Raw genomic sequence first — 15530 nt, 5'->3', positions numbered from 1 at the left:
CCACCGGGGGCGGGCGCGCGCCGGAGGCGTCCCGTCACTCGTCGTCGATGAGCGGGCGCAGCCTGTCGGCCAGCTCCAGCAACTCCTCCCTGGCGGCCTCGTCGGCCACCGCCTCGGCCACCCCGACGAACCGGTCCAGGGCCAGCGCGGCCTGCCCGGTCCGGCCGACGTTGAGATGGTGTTCGGCCAGTTCCAGCTGCGGGGTCAGCCGGCGCGCCTCGGACACGGTCAGCGCGCCGTCGGCCTCCAGGGCGTCGACGCGCTCCTGGACCTCGGCGAACGTGACCGGTTCGACCGCGTCCAGCTCCTGGACCCGGACGTCGCGGAAGAGCACCCGGTCGGCGTCGCCGTGGTTCTGCAACCCGATGTGGCCCGAGGACAGGTCACGCGCCGGGTCGGTGCTCTCGAACTCGTTCACCAGCTCCCCGTTGATCCACACGCGGATCATCGGGTCGGCCACCTCGATCTCCATCTCGTTCCACTCGCCGACCCGCGCGGGGTGGGAGTCGGCCGCCTGGAAGTCGTAGACGGCGCCGGTCTGGTGGATCGGGTCGCCGTCGGGCGCCCCGTAGCCGTCGATCTGGATCTCGTAGCCCTCGTCGACGGCGACCCAGGGGTCGTCCCCGGGCCCGGGGAAGCCGACGAAGACGCCGGAGTTGTCCGTCTCCTCGGCGGCGAGGAAGTCCAGCTTCAGCCGGTAGGACTCCAGCTCCGTCTCGTGCCAGAGCAGCCCCATGCCACCCTGGGTCTCCAGGGCGCAGCCCTCGCCGTCGTCGACGACGCCGAACCCGCCCGGGCCCGCCATGTTCCATCCGTCGAGCGTCCGGCCGTCCCACAGGGGGGTGTAGCCGTCCTCGGCCCCGGCCGGGGCGCACTCGGGCGGCTCGGTGCCGCCCGCCTCGACCGTGATGGTGGCGGTGTCGGAGGCGCCGGTGTTGCCGTCGCCGTCCGTGGCCACGGCGCTGACCTCGTACTCGCCCGCCGCGGCCCCCTGCCAGGTGGCCGTGTACGGGCCCTCGGTCACCGTGGCGACGACCTCCCCGCCCACGAGGAAGTCCACCTTCTCCACACCGGCCTCGGCGTGGTCGGTGACCTCGGCGGAGAGGGGGACGTCCGCACCCTCCTCGAAGACCGCGCCGTCCTGCGGGCTGGTCAGCTCGGTCTGGGGGCCGTGCTCCCCGTGGCCGTCCAGGACCGCCTCGAAGTAGTTGACGTTGAACAGGCCGTCCTCGACCGCGGGGCCCTCACCGTCGAAGACCAGGTACAGCGTGAAGGTCTCCCCGGGGTCGGTGACGTCCATGGTCACGTCGGTCCACTCCTGCCAGCCGCCGGTGGTGGGCACGTCGACGCTGCCGAGCAGTTCGCCGTCGGGGGCGTTCATGCGCGCCTCGATGGTTCCGCCCGCCCCCGCGGAGGCGACCCGGAACTCCATCTGCTCGACCCCGACCAGGTTGGTCGTGTCGTAGGCCGTCCAGTCGCCGTGGCCGATGTGGCTGACGTTGACCAGGCCGCCCTCGGCGTCCGTGGTGGGTTCGGTCCGGACCCCCTCGCTGTCGGTGAAGTACTGGGCCTGCGTCCGGGCGGGCTTGAGGGTGACCCCGTCGCTTCCGGTGAGGCCGGGGGCCCCGTCCCCGCCGGAGTCGGTGTACTCGGCCTCCAGCACCCAGAAGATGTTCATGTCGTGCCCGTGGCCGCCGTCGACCTCGGTGATGCTGACGTCCTCGCAGCTGTCGTACTGGGTCCACGGGTGGGCGTGCCTGTCGTGGCCGAGCGAGGCCGTGACCGCGACGTCGCCGCAGTCGACGCCCTCGCCCACGGAGCCGTCCTCGGCGTCCGCCACGTCCACGCTGAAGGGGATCTGGTCACCCCAGTGGAAGAACTGGCCGTCCCGCGGGGTCTGGAAGGAGACCTCGGGCGCGGTGTTGCCCGCGGTGACCGTCGTGGTGGCCGTGCCCGTGCGCCCCTCGGGGTCGGTGACGGTCAGCACGACCGTGTACTGGCCCGCCTCCTCGAAGGTGTGGGTGGGCGAGACCTCGGTCGAGGTCTGGCCGTCGCCGAACGACCACGCGTACTCCAGGGGCAGGCCGCCGGGGTGGCTGGAGCCCTCCGCCGAGAACTCCACCTCCAGCGGGGCCGGTCCCGAGGTCGTGGAGGCGCTGATGTCGGCGACCGGGGTGGTCCCGCCGCCGGTGTAGTCGATGCGCGACAGCGCCGAGTCGTCGGCCCCGCCGAAGTAGCCGGATCCGTACTCCAGCACGTACAGGGAGCCGTCCGGGCCGAACTCCATGTCCATGGGGTTGGCCAGGCTGATGTTCGGGACGGTCTCGGTGATGTCCAGGACCTCGCCGTCGTCGCCCAGGTGCACCTGCTTGATCCAGTCGCGGTCCCACTCGTAGAACAGCGGGATGCCGTCGTAGTACTCGGGCCACTTGGTGTCCGACTCCAGTTCGGGGTCGAACTGGTAGGCCGGGCCGCCCATCGGGGCGCCGCCGCCCGTGCCCAGCTGCGGGAACTCCTCCGACTCCTCGTAGCTGTACCAGATCGAGGCGGGGGTGACGGGGGGCAGTTCCGCCAGGCCGGTGTTGCGCGGGGAGTCGTTCACCGGCGCGGCGCAGTCGAACGCCTCTCCGGAGGCCCCGGCCTCGAAGTCGTAGTCGACGAACGCGCTGTTGTCGCCGATGCAGTAGGGCCAGCCGATGTTGGCGGGCTCGGTGATGGCGTGCCAGGAGACCGTGTTCTGCGGTCCCCGTTCGGGGTCGGGCTCGTTGGCGTCGGGCCCGTAGTCGCCCAGGTAGACGGTGCCGTCCTCCTTGTCCACCGTGAACCGGAACGGGTTGCGCAGGCCCATGGCGTAGATCTCGGGCCGGGTCTGCTCGCCGCTGTACTCCTCCGGCGGGAAGAGGTTGCCCTCGGGGATCTCGTAGCCGCCGTCGTCGGTGGGCGTGATCCGCAGGAGCTTGCCGCGCAGGTCGTTGGTGTTGGCCGAGCTGCGCTGGGCGTCGAAGGCGGGGTTGCGCGACTCGCGCTCGTCGATGGGCGTGTAGCCGTCCGACCCGAACGCGCTGGTGTCGTCGCCCGTGGCCAGGTAGAGGTTGCCCTCGGCGTCGAAGTCGATGTGGCCGCCGACGTGGCAGCACATGCCCCGGTCGGTCCCGACCTCCAGCAGGACCTGCTCGCTGTCCAGGTCCAGGGCGGGGGTCTCCCCGTCCGTGAACTGGAAGCGGGAGAGGTTGTTGTGGCCCTCGTAGGGCTCGAAGTCCTCCGGGGAGCCGTCCGCGGGCGCCTCACCCGCCGGGACGCCCTCGATCACGGGCGCGTAGTACAGGTACACCCACCCGTTCTCCTCGAAGTCCGGGTCCAGGGCGACGCCCTGCAGCCCGTCCTCGTCGTGGTTGTACACCGGGACCCGGGCTATCAGCTCGGTGGTGTGGGTGTCGGGGGACCACAGCCGCACGTCGCCGCCGCGGGTGATGTGCATCACGCGGCCGTCGGGCAGGACCGCCAGGCCCATGGGCTCGCCCACGGAGTCCTCGCCCTGCGCGAGGGTGACCTTCTCGAAGTTGTCCCACTGCGTGGCGCCGCAGTCGCCCTCGGCGGTCCCGGCCGCCCACCGCAGCCCGCCGAGCAGGTGCTGGGTGAACTCCGGTTCGGAGTAGGACTCCACGGTGTGGCCGCCGCCGGTGTACCAGGACCGGCCGCCGTCGTAGGCCTGACACCAGGCGATCGGGTGGTCCCACCCCATCTGGCCGCCGGGATCGACCTGGTCGGCGTAGGAGTCCTCGTCGAGCCCGGCCAGGACGTGCACGTCGCCGCGGGGGGACAGGTCGAAGTCGTACCACTCGTCGTGGCGCTGCCAGCTGGCCGGCAGGTGCTCCGTGGAGGGGTGGACCCTGTCGTTGACCACCACCTGGGCGTCCTGCGTACCGGGCGGGTGGCTGGCGAAGTAGCCGCCGACGAGGTCGCCGTACCACTCCCAGTCGTAGTGGGTGTCGGAGGCGGAGTGGACGCCGACGAAGCCGCCGCCGCCCTGGATGTAGCGCTCGAAGGCGCCCTGCTCCTCCTCGTTGAGCACGTCGCCGGTGGTGGAGAGCCAGATCACCGCGTCGTAGGCGGCCAGCTCCTCGTCGTTGAACACCGAGGAGTCCTCGGTGTGCGCGGTCTGGAAGCCGTGTTCCTCGCCGAGCGCCTCGATGAGCGCGACGCCGTGGGGGATCGAGTCGTGCCGGAAGCCGGTGGTCTTGGAGAAGATCAGCGTGTTGAACGCGTCCTCGCCGGTCTCGTCGGCGTACGCGACCGGTGCGGTCAGCGTGAGCGCCATGGCGACACCCGACGCGAGCGCGCCGAGTGTCAGCAGGGGTCTCTTCTTCATACGGAACCTCACCTGGGGGTGGGAGCGAAGCGATGAGTCCGTGCGGCGTGCCGGCGCCGACGGCAGGGGCGGCCCGGTGGTCGTGCGGCCCGGTGGGGGCCGAGCGGCTGCGACCGGTGGGCTGACGGGGAGTTCCTGCTATCAGGTGCGGGAAGCGGGGGGTGCCGCCTCATCGGTCTCAGCCCATACCGGCTCCTTTCCTCGCTGGTCCTGCCGGAGGCGGACGACGCGGTGGCCGGGGATCGGGGCCGCCGGGCCCGTCAGTCCGTCCACGTCTCGGAGGGGGAGGCCCGGCGGGTCGCCGCCGCCGGACTTCACTTGGTGCGGGCGGGGCAGCTCTTCGTAACCGGGAAAGGCCATGCCGACGGTCCGAAGACGCCACATCGCCCAACTCCTGTGACCTGCCTCACCTGCTGCCTCGAACCGTACGTCGGGCTTATGTCGATCGTCAAGCAGAAGTTGTCGGTGCAGGTCGCAATAGGTGGAGTCCGGTCATCCAATAGACCCGGGTCCACGGGCGGCTCCGGTGAGTGCCTTTCCCGAGGTCGTGGCACGCTCGGCAGCACGCCTTGGCCGACGGTGTTCACCCGGTGTACGGGGGACGTTCCGTGAGGGGGCACCGGTGGAGGCCGGTGCCGGTGCCCGCCGGTACATCCTCGCGTCAGCGCGGCGCGGTCGGCACGGTCGGCGTCCGGGAGGGGCCCGGGCCGGGACGGACAGGACCCGGGTGCACACCCAGCCGCGCCCCCGCCCGGAGGGGGCGGGGGCGCGGGGGATCCGCGTGGGGACCGCGAGGCACGCGAGCCGCGTGGGCACTGTGAGGCGCGCGGCGCCTCCGTGACCGGGCACGCGACACCGGCCTCAGGGCGGCGGAGGTATCACTCCGCCAGCTGCTCCTCCCCGAGTTCTGCCCCGGTGCTGTGGTACCGGCCCAGGGGCAGCATGAGGGGCCTGCCCGACGTGGGGTCGGTGATCACCTCGCTGCGCAGGCCGAACACGGCGTGCACCGTCTCGGGGGTGAGCACCTCCTCGGGCGTGCCCGCGGCGTGCAGCCGCCCGCCCGCGAGCGCGATGAGGTGGTCGGCGTAGCGCGCGGCCAGGTTGAGGTCGTGCAGGACCAGCACGATCGTCGTCCCCAGCGAACGGTTGAGGTCGGTCAGCAGGTCCAGCACCTCGACCTGGTGGCTGACGTCCAGGAACGTGGTGGGCTCGTCCAGCAGCAGCAGGTCCGTGCGCTGGGCCAGGGCCATCGCGATCCACACGCGCTGGCGCTGCCCGCCGGAGAGCTCGTCCACGGGCCTGTCGGCCAGGTCCACCGTCCGCGTCGCCTCCAGCGCCTCGGCCACGGCCTCGTCGTCCTCCCGGCTCCACCGCGAGAGCATCCTCTGGTGGGGGTGGCGGCCCCGCCCGACGAGGTCGCTCACCGTGATGCCCTCCGGGGCGATCGGCGACTGCGGCAGCAGCCCGAGCGTGCGCGCCAGCTCCTTGGACGGCAGGCGGTGCACCTCCTTGCCGTCCAGGAGCACGTGCCCGACCCGGGGCGCGAGCAGCCGCGACATCGAGCGCAGCAGGGTGGACTTGCCGCACGCGTTGGCGCCCACGATCGCGGTGATCCTGCCGGGCGGGATGGTCAGGTCCAGCGACTCGATGACGACGCGGTCCTTGTAGCCGAGCGTCAGGTCCTCGACGAGCAGCGAATGGGCCGTGGTCAAAGCGAGCCTCCCACGCGGTTGGTGCGGACGATCAGGTAGACGAGGTAGGGGGCGCCGAGCACGCCGGTGACGACCCCGACCGGGTAGCGCGTCCCGAAGGCGTACTGCGCGCACAGGTCGGCGACCAGGATCAGCAGCGCCCCGACCAGCGCCGAGGGCACCAGCAGCGAGCCGTTCGGCCCCACCAGGCGCGCCGCGATCGGCCCCGACAGGAAGGACACGAAGGCCACCGGCCCCGCCGCCGCGGTCGCGAAGGCGATGAGTCCCACCGCCCCGACGATCGCGACGAGCCGGGTCAGGTCCACGCGCACGCCCAGGGCCGAGGCGGTGTCGTCGCCGAGCTGGAGCGCGGACAGGTTGCCCGACTGGGACAGGAGCACGGGGGCGAGGACGACCAGCGCGACCAGCACCGGGACGGTCTGGTCCCAGCTGGCGCCGTTGAGGCTGCCGGTCAGCCACCGCATCGCCTCCTGCAGGTCCCACTGGGCGGCCTGGTCCAGGATGTAGTCGGTGACGCTGGTGAGCATGGCCGCGATGCCGATGCCGACCAGGATCAGGCGCGTCCCGGCGACCCCGTCCTTGAAGGACAGCGCGTACACGGCCAGCGCCACGAGCAGGCCCGCCGCGATCGCGAAGGCCGACACCCCGGCCTCGCCGAGCGAGAGCACCACGATCGCGAACACGGCCGCCGCGCTGGCCCCCGCGCTGATGCCGATGATGTCCGGGCTGGCCAGGGGGTTGCGCAGCATGGTCTGGAACGTCACGCCCGCGAGTCCGAAGCACAGCCCCGCCGCCACCGCGAGCACGGCCCGCGGCAGCCGGAGCCGCCCCACGGTGAACGAGGCGCCCGGCACGTCCTGGCCCAGGACCACCCGCACGACGTCGCCGGGCGGGTAGAAGGTCTGCCCGACCATCAGGGACAGGGCGAACACGAGGACGATCGCCACGGCCAGGGCGGCGATCACGACGCGCCGCCGGTAGGCGCGGCGCGTCCGGCCGCGGGCGACGGTCTCGACGGTGGAGGCGCTCACAGCTCACGCACCTTCTGACGGCGGACGATGTAGATGAAGAAGGGGGCGCCGATCAGCGCGGTCACGATCCCCACGTCGATCTCCGCGGGGCGCGCCACGATGCGGCCGGCCACGTCCGCCGCGGTCAGCAGGGCGGCGCCGGTGAGCGCCGAGAACGGGATCAGCCACCGGTGGTCCACGCCCACGAGCAGGCGGCACACGTGCGGGACGACGAGGCCGACGAAGCTGATCGGGCCGGTCACGGCGGTGCTCGCGCCGCACAGCACGACCGCGCCGACGAAGGCCGCGCCCCGCGCGAGGGCGACGCGCTCGCCCAGGCCCGCGGCCAGTTCGTCGCCCAGGGCGAGCAGGTTGAGCGCGCGTGCCGACAGCAGGCACACGACGAATCCGGCCATGAGGAAGGGCAGCACCTGCGTGACGCTGTCGAAGGTCCCGCCGCCCACGCCGCCGATCTGCCAGGACCGGACCCCGTCGGCGATGTCGGCGCGCGGGAGCACGACGGCCCTGATGAAGGAGGCCAGCGCCGCGGTGGTCGCGGCCCCGGCCAGGGCGAGTTTGAGCGGTGTGGCCCCGCCCCGCCCCAGGGAGCCGATCGTGTAGACGAACACCGTGGTCAGCCCCGCGCCGACGATCGCCACCCACACGAAGCTGGTCGCGGAGGCCAGGCCGAAGTAGGCGATGCCCGCGACGACGGCGAGCGAGGCGCCCATGGTCACGCCCAGGATGCCCGGGTCGGCCAGCGGGTTGCGGGTCACGCCCTGCATGACCGCCCCCGCCACGCCCAGGGCTGCTCCGGCGAGCACGGCCAGCAGCGTGCGGGGGATGCGCTTGGCCACCGCCGCCTGGTCGAAGTTCTCGGCCGCTCCGCCGAAGGCCGCCACGACGGCCGTCCAGGGCACGTCGCGCGAGCCGACCACGACCGAGGCGAACATGAGCGCGGCCAGTGCGCCCAGTACCACCAGCAGCCACAGGGTCTTGCCGCGCCTCGGGCGCCGCACGACGGCGGCGCCCGAGACGGCGGTCGAGGTGTCCGTCGTCACTACTGAGCCTCGTCAGCGGCCTCGGCGAGGAGCGACAGGTAGTCGTCCAGGACCCACGAGATCGACAGCGGGGTCGGGTTCGCGGCCGTGCCCAGCGGGTCGTCACCGGGGAGGTTGACGACGGAGCCGTTCTCCACGGCGGGCATCTGCGACAGCAGCGGGTCGCCCTCCAGGGTCCGCACCAGCTCCTCGCCGCCGTAGGTGACGATGATGTCCACGTCGTTGAACGCGTCCGCCTGCTCGGCGCTCTGGCTCAGGGAGAACTGGTCGGTCTCGGCCGAGGCGGTCGCGATGCTCTCCGGGGTCTCCATGCCCAGGTCCTCGAAGAACATGGCGCGCGTGTCGTGCGTGGTGTAGAAGCTGACCTCGCTCAGGTCCGTGGTGTCCACGTGGGTCAGGAACATCGCGGACCGGCCCTCGAACTGCGGGTACTCCGCGACCGACTCCTCGATCTCCTGCTCCAGGCCGGCGATGAGCTCCTCGCCCTCGGCCGCCATGCCCAGGGCCTGGCTGTTGAGCTCGATCATCTCCCGCCACGGGGTGCCCCAGGCGGTCTCGGGGTAGGCGACGACGGGGGCGATCTCGCTGAGCGTGTCGTAGTCCTCCTGGGTCAGCCCGGAGTAGGCGGCCAGGATCACGTCCGGCGCGGTGTCGGCGACGGCCTCGAAGTCGATGCCGTCCGTCTCGTCGAACAGGACCGGGGTCTCCGCGCCCAGTTCGGTGAGCTTCTCCTCGACCCAGGGCAGCACGCCGTTGCCGTCGTCGTCGCCGAAGTCGGCGGAGGCCATGCCGACCGGCACGACCCCCAGGGCCAGCGGGACCTCGTGGTTGGCCCAGTTCACCGTCGCGACCCGCTCGGGCTTGGACTCGATGGTCGTCGTGCCGAGCGCGTGCTCGATGGTGACGGGGGTCCAGTCCCCGGAACCGCCGTCCTCCCCGCCGGAGGAGTCGGAGGAGCCGTCGGAGGAGCAGGCGGCGAGCGCGACGGTGAGCAGCGCGGCGCCGGAGAGCGCGGCCAGCCTTGAAACGCGGGGCATGGTTTCCTTCCCATTGTGGCCGTGGGGCCTCAGCCATGGCGGTGCCATGGTCCGGCTCCCGCACCGCCCCGGCGCGCGCACGGGGGTGTGCGTCCGGGAGGGGACCGGTCGGGGTCGGGTCGCGTGGGGACAGGGGCCCGGGGGTGCGCGACGCCGACCCGACCGCGGCGATGCCGAGAGATTAGGTTTGCCTAACCGAATTTAGGGTGTCCTTGGTGGGTTCGCAATCGCGTAGATGCGACATTTTTTATAGCGAAACGGACAACCGGGGTGTGGCGGGGGAGTCTGGAGGGCTTGTTGGGGCCCGTGTTACTAATCCCGTCGCGGGAGCTGGAACGGTGTCCCCGCGGGCCTCACAGGGCGCGGAAGCGGCCCGGACTCAGCCCCGTGACCCGCCGGAAGGCCGCGCCGAACGCGCTCGCCGAGTGGTAGCCCACGCACACCGCCACCTCGTCGATCTCGTCCCCCCGCGCGAGCATCGTCACCGCGTGCTGCACGCGCGCGGTGGTCAGCCACTGGCTGAACCCCAGGCCCGTCTCGGCGCGGAACGCCCGGGTGACGGTGCGGGTGCTCACGCCCAGCCGCGCCGCCCACACGGCCAGGGTGGTGGTGTCGGCGGGGTCCTCGCGCACGGCGGCGACGATGGGGGCCAGCAGCGGTGACTCGGGGATGTGCAGGATCAGCTCGCGGCGGGCCGGGGCGAGGATGTCCAGCACCATCGCCTCGGTCCGTGAACGCTCGTCCGCGGTGAGGCCCTCGGCGTCGAGCCGGTCGAGCAGGAGCCGCAGGAGCGGGGTGATCTCCATGGCCACGGGCCCGTCGGAGATCGAGGGCACCGCGTGGACGCCGAACTGCGCGGCGCGGTGCCAGGTCCCCGCGGGGGTCCACCCGGAGTGGCGCGTCCCGGCCGGGAGCCACAGGCCGACCGTGGGGGTGATCGTCCAGACCCGCGTGCCGACGGTGGCGGAGGAGGCGCCCCGCTGGTTCCAGAGCAGTTCGTGCGTGGGGTGCGAGTGCTCCTCCCAGAACGTGTCCCGGGGGATGATCTCGGCGCTGCCCATGACGACGAAGGGCACCTCGATCTCACCGGCGGCGTAGGAGGGGAGCCTGCGGCTGTCGATCGCCTCGCGCCGCGGGGGCCCGGCGGGACTCGGCCGGGTGTCTGGTCTGACCACGTCGTCCAGGTTAGGCGCAGGTGGGAGCCGCGGCGGCGGTGACCCCGCTTCCGCCCCGCGGGCCGTGCTCCGGTGCCGGAGCGGCTGTTCCGGGGACCCGGGGGAGGGGCGCGCCGAGGACCGTGTTCCCGTTCCCCGGCTCTGTGCGAACCCCTTGACCTCAATAAAAGTTGAGGTTTCAGAATGGGGTCCAACACTCACGACACGAAGGAGATGCGCGTGCGTACGACGCGTAGTCGGCGGCGGAGTCCGGGTTCGCGGGCGGTGCCACGCCCCGGGGTGCTGCTCGCCAGCGTCATGCTGGGCGTTCTGGTCGTGGCCATGTCGATCTCGGGGACGGCCGTGGCCGTCCCGAACATCGGGGCGGACCTGGAGGCCTCCGGCGCCGCGCTGCACTGGGTGGTGGCCGGGTACAACCTCACCTTCGCCGCGTTCACCCTGGTCTGCGGTTCCCTGGCCGACCTGTTCGGGCGAAGGTTGCTGTTCGCGGTCGGCGCGGTCGTCTTCCTCGCGGGCAACCTGGCCAGCGCCCTGGCCGGTGACATCCTCCTCCTGGACGCGGCACGCCTGCTCACCGGTGTCGGCGGCGCGGCGATCATGGCCAGCGGCGGCGCCCTGCTGGCGATGGGCTTCGACGGTGCCGCGCGGACTCGGGCCTTCGCCGCCATGGGCACCATGGCGGGGGTCGGCATCGCGATCGGCCCGACCCTGTCGGGTCTGCTGGTCGGCGCCGTGGGCTGGCGCACGGCGTTCCTGGTCTACGCCGCGGTCGGCCTGCTCATCCTGGTCGGATCGGCGTTCGTCGCCGAGTCGCGGGCCTCCGAGCGCCCGCGCGTCGACTGGGTCGGCTCGGTGACCTTCGTGGTCAGCCTGACGCTGGTGATGTACGCGGTCATCGAGGCGCCCGAGGCGGGCTGGGGGACCCCGGCGGTGGTGGGCGCGCTGGCGGCCGGTGCGGTCCTCCTCGCGCTCTTCTTCGTCGTCGAGAGCCGGGTGGCCCGGCCGGTGCTCGACCTGAGCCTGGTCCGCGACGGACGGTTCATGGCCTGGTGCCTGGCGACGCTGACCACCTCGATCGGCTTCCTGGGGGTGCTGGTCTTCCTGCCGACCTACCTCCAGGGGGTGCAGGGGGTGTCCGCCCAGACCGCCGGTCTGATGATGCTCATGCTCACGGCGCCGGTGCTGGTGGCCCCGTCCCTGGGCGGGTGGATGGTCGCCGGGGGCGTGTCGGCACGCGGGACGATCGTCGTCGCGCTGCTGCTCGTGGCCGGGGGCAACGCGCTGCTCACCGTGCTCCACCCGCAGATCACCGCGTTGGGACTGGCCCTTCCCCTGGTGCTGATCGGTACCGGCATGGGATTGTCGTTCGGCATCACCGACGGCCAGGCGATGGGCGTCATCGAACCCGGGAAGGCGGGCATGGCGGCGGGTTTCCTCAACACGCTCCGCGGTGGTGCCGAAGCCCTGGTCATCGCGGTCTTCGGAGCGGCGTTGACCAGCATCGTCGCCGCCCGCACGGGATCGTCCGAAGCCGCCGCCCGTGCGACCGCCGGGGACGTGGGAGGGTCGGACGCCCTGGCCGGTCACCTCACGGCGGCCTGGGACGCCACGTCCTGGGGCGTCGCGGCGCTGTCGCTGGTCGCCACGGCCGGGGTGTTCGTGCTCCTGGCCCGGCGCCGGAGCGCGGCGGGAGGAGTTCCCCAGCAGGACGGGACGGAGACGGAGTCCGCGGGGCCGGAGCCCGTCGAACGCTAGCCCGTCGAACGCCGGCGGTTCCGCGGCGTGCCGCGGCTGCCCGGAGGAGCACGGCCGGGCCGCCGGGCCTGCGGGGGCGATTCCCCGGGCGGGCGCTGTCACAGGCGTGTGCTTCGATACCGGCATGAACGCGCCCGAGACCGCCCTCCGCCTGCCCGAACCCGCTGCCCTGCGCGTCCTGTCCCGCAGGACGGCGCTGCTGGAGTTCCTCATCGCTCCCGACAACCGCTATCGCAAGTACGACTTCACCCCCGACTGGCGGCCGGGGTGGGACCTGGCGACGATGAGCAACGGGGGAGGGGACGAGTACGCCATCGCGCTCTCGGACACGGCCGGTCTCATCCGCTGCTTCGACCACGAGTCGGAGATGAGCCCCTACGCCAACGACGAGGAGCACTGGCCGGGGACGGTCGACGCCCTGCCCGGGGAACTCGTGTTCCTCATGGCGGACACCGACTTCAACGGCGGGGACGCGCTGTCGGTGAGCGCTCTGCTGTGGCGCCTGTCCGCGGACGCCTCCTGGCGCACCGGTGTCGCCGGAGACCGGGGAGACGGGTCCGGTTGGCTGCTGGGCGGCGTGTACGCCGCCGACTCCGCGCGCTACCACCACGATCACTTCCAGGACTACTACGGGCGTTCCCTGGACCTCGACGCGGTACGCGCGGTGTTCGAAGGACGGCCGCTGACCGAGGAGGTCGTGGCCGGGCTCAATCCCGGGGCCGACCCCTCCGAGCTGCTGCGCCGTGCGGAGGCGTACCCGGCCTGAGGTCTGGCCTCTCCTGTCATCCTCGGCGCGGAGGGGCCCGTCATCGTCCGGTGGAGAACGTCAGTTCCCCGCGCGAGGGGCGGACGGGTGGATGCGGTACAGCACGTTCGGGCGCAGCGGCCCCTCGGGCACGGTGGGGTCGTCGAAGTCGTCGGCCGGGTTCCGGGTCATGTTGATCCGGCGCTTGACTGCCTCTCCCTCGTGAACGAGGGAGATTCCGACCACCCCTTGTCGGGGCGGTGGTACTGCGCGCCTCGCGGCCGCAGCTGGTTTCCCCGCGCTCTCCCCCCGAGACGGCAAGACCCCTGTTCCGCCTCCTGGAACGGGGGTCTCGCACCTACAGGCCACTCAGCGCGGCGCGTCAGCCCTTGAGCGGGTCGTGCCCCCAGTTCATCAGCGAGTACCGCCACGGGGTCTCGCTCGGGTCCCCGGACGGCTTCTGCGCCAGGTGCCGGTGCACGTAACCGGTGACCTTGCGCATGTGCTCGTAGTCCTCCTCCTTCAGATCACCCTGCGAAGCGTGCAGGATGTCCACGATCCGCCGCCCCGAGCGGTGGCCCTTGGACTCCCCGTCGCCCTCGCCCACGGACTTCGACTCGTCGGTCTCCAGCCACCGCTCCAGCTCCTTGGGCGTCATGTTGACCGCCTCGCCGAACTCCTGCCGGACCTGCCGCCGCTGCTTCTCGTCCATGTCCCCGCCCCCGTCTCCCCGTTGTCCGTTCCCCGGCCAGCCCTCGGCGCGGCTGTGCCTCCGCCTGTGCCTCCGCCTGTGTCCGCGCCTGCGCGGTCAGCCCTCGGCGCGCCTGTCGAGCACGCGTAGCACGGTCTTGCGGGCCTTGTGCCCGCGCTCGTGCTCGGCTGCGCTGCGGGCCTGCTTCGAGGACATACCCCGCGCCTTCTTGGCGGCCTCGGCGGCGGGCAGCCGGTCCAGTTCGACGGACCTGCGGGCCGACTCCGCGGCCGGAGGGTTCGGCGAACGCCCCTTGCCCTGTCCGTCGTCACGGCGCTTGGTGCGTTGCGCCTGCCGCCGCTCCCGGGGACTGAGCTGCTCCCAGGCGTGGCGCGGAAGGTAGCGGTCGGTGCCCCCGGGTTCCTCGGAACCGCTGTCGCGCGCCCGCGCGTCGCCGGAGGCCGTCTGCCACTCCTCCTCGGTCCACTTCCGAAGGTCGCGCTGTTCGCCGCTCCTGCGGTCCGGGTGCCGGTAGCCGCCGCCCTCGCGTTCGTACTCCTGGGTGAGCAGCTGGCTCTTGCGCGCCGACCACTTCCCGGCGGCCCCGCCCTTGTCCGAGGCCTTGATCCGCTCCTTGAGCCTCTCCCGTAACTTGGGGTCGGTGTAGTCCCTGCGGTAGTCGTCCGCGTCCTTGCCCATGTGGGCCGACTACCCCTCCCGCCGGACCGCTACAACCCTGAGCAGGGCTTTTGCCCGGGCTTTCCCACGGCCGCAAGCACGGAGAACCCAGGACCGAGGGAACACGGGTCAGTCCCGGTACACCGCCGTCGAACCCCGCACCACCAGCTCCGGCGTGAACAGCACCCGCTCGTGGACGTGCTCGCCGTGGTTCAGCTCCGACTCCAGCAGGCGCATCGCCGCCCGGCCCAGTTCGTATTTGGGCTGGGCCACCGTGGTCAGCCCCGGGTGCACCAGGTCGGCGAAGTCCACGTTGTCGTAGCCCACCACCGACATGTCCTCGGGCACCCGCAGGCCCCGCTGGCCCAGGCCCTTCATCACGCCGAGCGCGAGCTGGTCGTTGGCGCAGAACACCGCCCGCGGCCGCTGCCGCGGCCCCCCGCCCAGGATCGCGTCCACCGCCCGCTCGCCCTGCTCGGGGTTGAGCAGCGGCTGCTCGACCACCCGCACGCAGGAGTCCGGGTCCAGCCCGGCCTCGGTGAAGGCGTCGCGCAGCCCCTCGTGCCTGCGCCTGACCTGTTCGATGGCGAACGGCCCGGTCAGGAAGGTCACCGTCTCGTGCCCCAGCCCGATGAGGTGCCTCCCGGCCGCCATCCCGCCCGCGTGGTTGTCCACGCTGACGCTGCACCCCACGTCCTCGGCGACGTCGCCCCGGTCCAGGGCCACCCAGAAGGTCCCCTGGCGGCTCAGCCACAGAAGGTCCGACAGGTCGTCGTCCACCGGCATCACCACGGCCCCGGCCGCGCGCTGCTCGGCCAGCAGGCGCACGTTGCGCTGCTGGCGCTCGCGCTTCTCGGCGGAGTTGAGCAGCACCACGGCGAGCCCGGATCCGGCCGCCTCGTCCTCCACGCCCCGGGCGACCTCGGTGAAGAACGGGTTGGTCACGTCCAGCACGAGCAGCCCCACGGACTCGCTGCGGCCCGAGCGCAGGCTGCTGCCGGAGGAGTTGCGCACGTAGTCGAGCTCGGTGATGGCCGCCTCGACCCGCAGGCGGGTGGCCTCGGCGACGCGCTCGGGGCGGTTGAGCACGTTGGACACGGTTCCGGGCGAGACCCCGGCGCGCCGGGCGACCTCGGTGATACCCACGCCTCGGCGTGCGTTGGGGGACCTGGTGGACAAGGGGCTTCTCCCGTGCGTGTGCGGAGGGCGATGCGAAGCATCGTACTCACACTCCGATTGAAACGTGTCAATCCGTTGTCCGAGACGAGGTGCTCTGGGGTCCGTGGCGTGCTGGAAA

At 72.3% G+C, this 15530-nt stretch carries 11 protein-coding genes; 2 read left to right on the top strand and 9 right to left on the bottom strand.

Features of this window, described 5'->3' with window-relative positions; all coding sequences use genetic code 11:
* Positions 1-34 precede the first annotated feature (34 nt).
* The 6 genes from UIS43_RS05250 to UIS43_RS05225 form a co-directional block, all read right to left on the bottom strand.
* Positions 35-4369 carry a ThuA domain-containing protein gene (locus UIS43_RS05250; RefSeq protein ID WP_370012618.1) on the bottom strand — a complete coding sequence of 1445 codons (4335 nt, stop codon included), beginning with the start codon at positions 4367-4369 and terminating at the stop codon, positions 35-37.
* Between the two features lie 878 nt (positions 4370-5247).
* A complete protein-coding gene (locus UIS43_RS05245; protein ID WP_013153349.1) occupies positions 5248-6081 on the bottom strand; it encodes an ABC transporter ATP-binding protein in 834 nt (277 codons plus the stop codon).
* On the bottom strand, positions 6078-7112 hold the full coding sequence (locus UIS43_RS05240; protein WP_071622176.1) for an iron chelate uptake ABC transporter family permease subunit: 1035 nt from the start codon (positions 7110-7112) through the stop codon (positions 6078-6080). The genes UIS43_RS05245 and UIS43_RS05240 overlap by 4 nt, the downstream gene beginning before the upstream one ends.
* Positions 7109-8152, bottom strand: coding sequence for a FecCD family ABC transporter permease (locus UIS43_RS05235; protein ID WP_370012617.1), 1044 nt, complete (start codon positions 8150-8152; stop codon positions 7109-7111). The genes UIS43_RS05240 and UIS43_RS05235 overlap by 4 nt, the downstream gene beginning before the upstream one ends.
* On the bottom strand, positions 8152-9189 hold the full coding sequence (locus UIS43_RS05230) for an iron-siderophore ABC transporter substrate-binding protein (RefSeq protein WP_013153346.1): 1038 nt from the start codon (positions 9187-9189) through the stop codon (positions 8152-8154). The genes UIS43_RS05235 and UIS43_RS05230 overlap by 1 nt, the downstream gene beginning before the upstream one ends.
* A gap of 353 nt (positions 9190-9542) precedes the next feature.
* Entirely contained in the window at positions 9543-10364 is an 822-nt protein-coding gene (locus UIS43_RS05225; RefSeq protein ID WP_071622175.1) for an AraC family transcriptional regulator, read from the bottom strand.
* Between the two features lie 264 nt (positions 10365-10628).
* On the opposite strand from UIS43_RS05225, the gene UIS43_RS05220 reads away from it, so the two are divergent.
* Positions 10629-12119: an MFS transporter gene (locus UIS43_RS05220; protein ID WP_232832969.1), complete on the top strand. Its 1491-nt coding sequence runs from the start codon at positions 10629-10631 to the stop codon at positions 12117-12119.
* Positions 12120-12243: 124 nt separating this feature from the next.
* Entirely contained in the window at positions 12244-12885 is a 642-nt protein-coding gene (locus UIS43_RS05215) for a hypothetical protein (protein WP_071622174.1), read from the top strand.
* Between the two features lie 361 nt (positions 12886-13246).
* On the opposite strand, the gene UIS43_RS05210 is transcribed toward UIS43_RS05215, so the two are convergent.
* The 3 genes from UIS43_RS05210 to UIS43_RS05200 all read right to left on the bottom strand — a co-directional run bounded on the left by UIS43_RS05210 (position 13247) and on the right by UIS43_RS05200 (position 15412).
* A complete protein-coding gene (locus UIS43_RS05210) occupies positions 13247-13576 on the bottom strand; it encodes a DUF3140 domain-containing protein (protein WP_071622173.1) in 330 nt (109 codons plus the stop codon).
* A 96-nt stretch (positions 13577-13672) separates the two neighbouring features.
* Positions 13673-14254: a hypothetical protein gene (locus UIS43_RS05205; protein WP_358170749.1), complete on the bottom strand. Its 582-nt coding sequence runs from the start codon at positions 14252-14254 to the stop codon at positions 13673-13675.
* Between the two features lie 108 nt (positions 14255-14362).
* Positions 14363-15412, bottom strand: a complete 1050-nt coding sequence (locus tag UIS43_RS05200; protein WP_013153334.1) for a LacI family DNA-binding transcriptional regulator — start codon at positions 15410-15412, stop codon at positions 14363-14365.
* Between the last annotated feature and the right edge of the window lie 118 nt (positions 15413-15530).

Origin of the sequence: Nocardiopsis sp. LDBS0036, from assembly GCF_041228755.1 — a bacterium.
GTDB classification, from domain to species: domain Bacteria; phylum Actinomycetota; class Actinomycetes; order Streptosporangiales; family Streptosporangiaceae; genus Nocardiopsis; species Nocardiopsis dassonvillei.
The sequence above is the reverse complement of the archived record's forward strand: the minus strand, read 5'-3'. Positions and strand labels throughout refer to the sequence as shown.

What these genes read in the sequence shown, in the direction of transcription:
- UIS43_RS05250 (WP_370012618.1), bottom strand. Translation starts at nt 4,369, where the DNA reads ATGAAGAAGAGACCCCTGCTGACACTCGGCGCGCTCGCGTCGGGTGTC.
- UIS43_RS05230 (WP_013153346.1), bottom strand. Translation starts at nt 9,189, where the DNA reads ATGCCCCGCGTTTCAAGGCTGGCCGCGCTCTCCGGCGCCGCGCTGCTC.
- UIS43_RS05215 (WP_071622174.1), top strand. Translation starts at nt 12,244, where the DNA reads ATGAACGCGCCCGAGACCGCCCTCCGCCTGCCCGAACCCGCTGCCCTG.
- UIS43_RS05210 (WP_071622173.1), bottom strand. Translation starts at nt 13,576, where the DNA reads ATGGACGAGAAGCAGCGGCGGCAGGTCCGGCAGGAGTTCGGCGAGGCG.
- UIS43_RS05205 (WP_358170749.1), bottom strand. Translation starts at nt 14,254, where the DNA reads ATGGGCAAGGACGCGGACGACTACCGCAGGGACTACACCGACCCCAAG.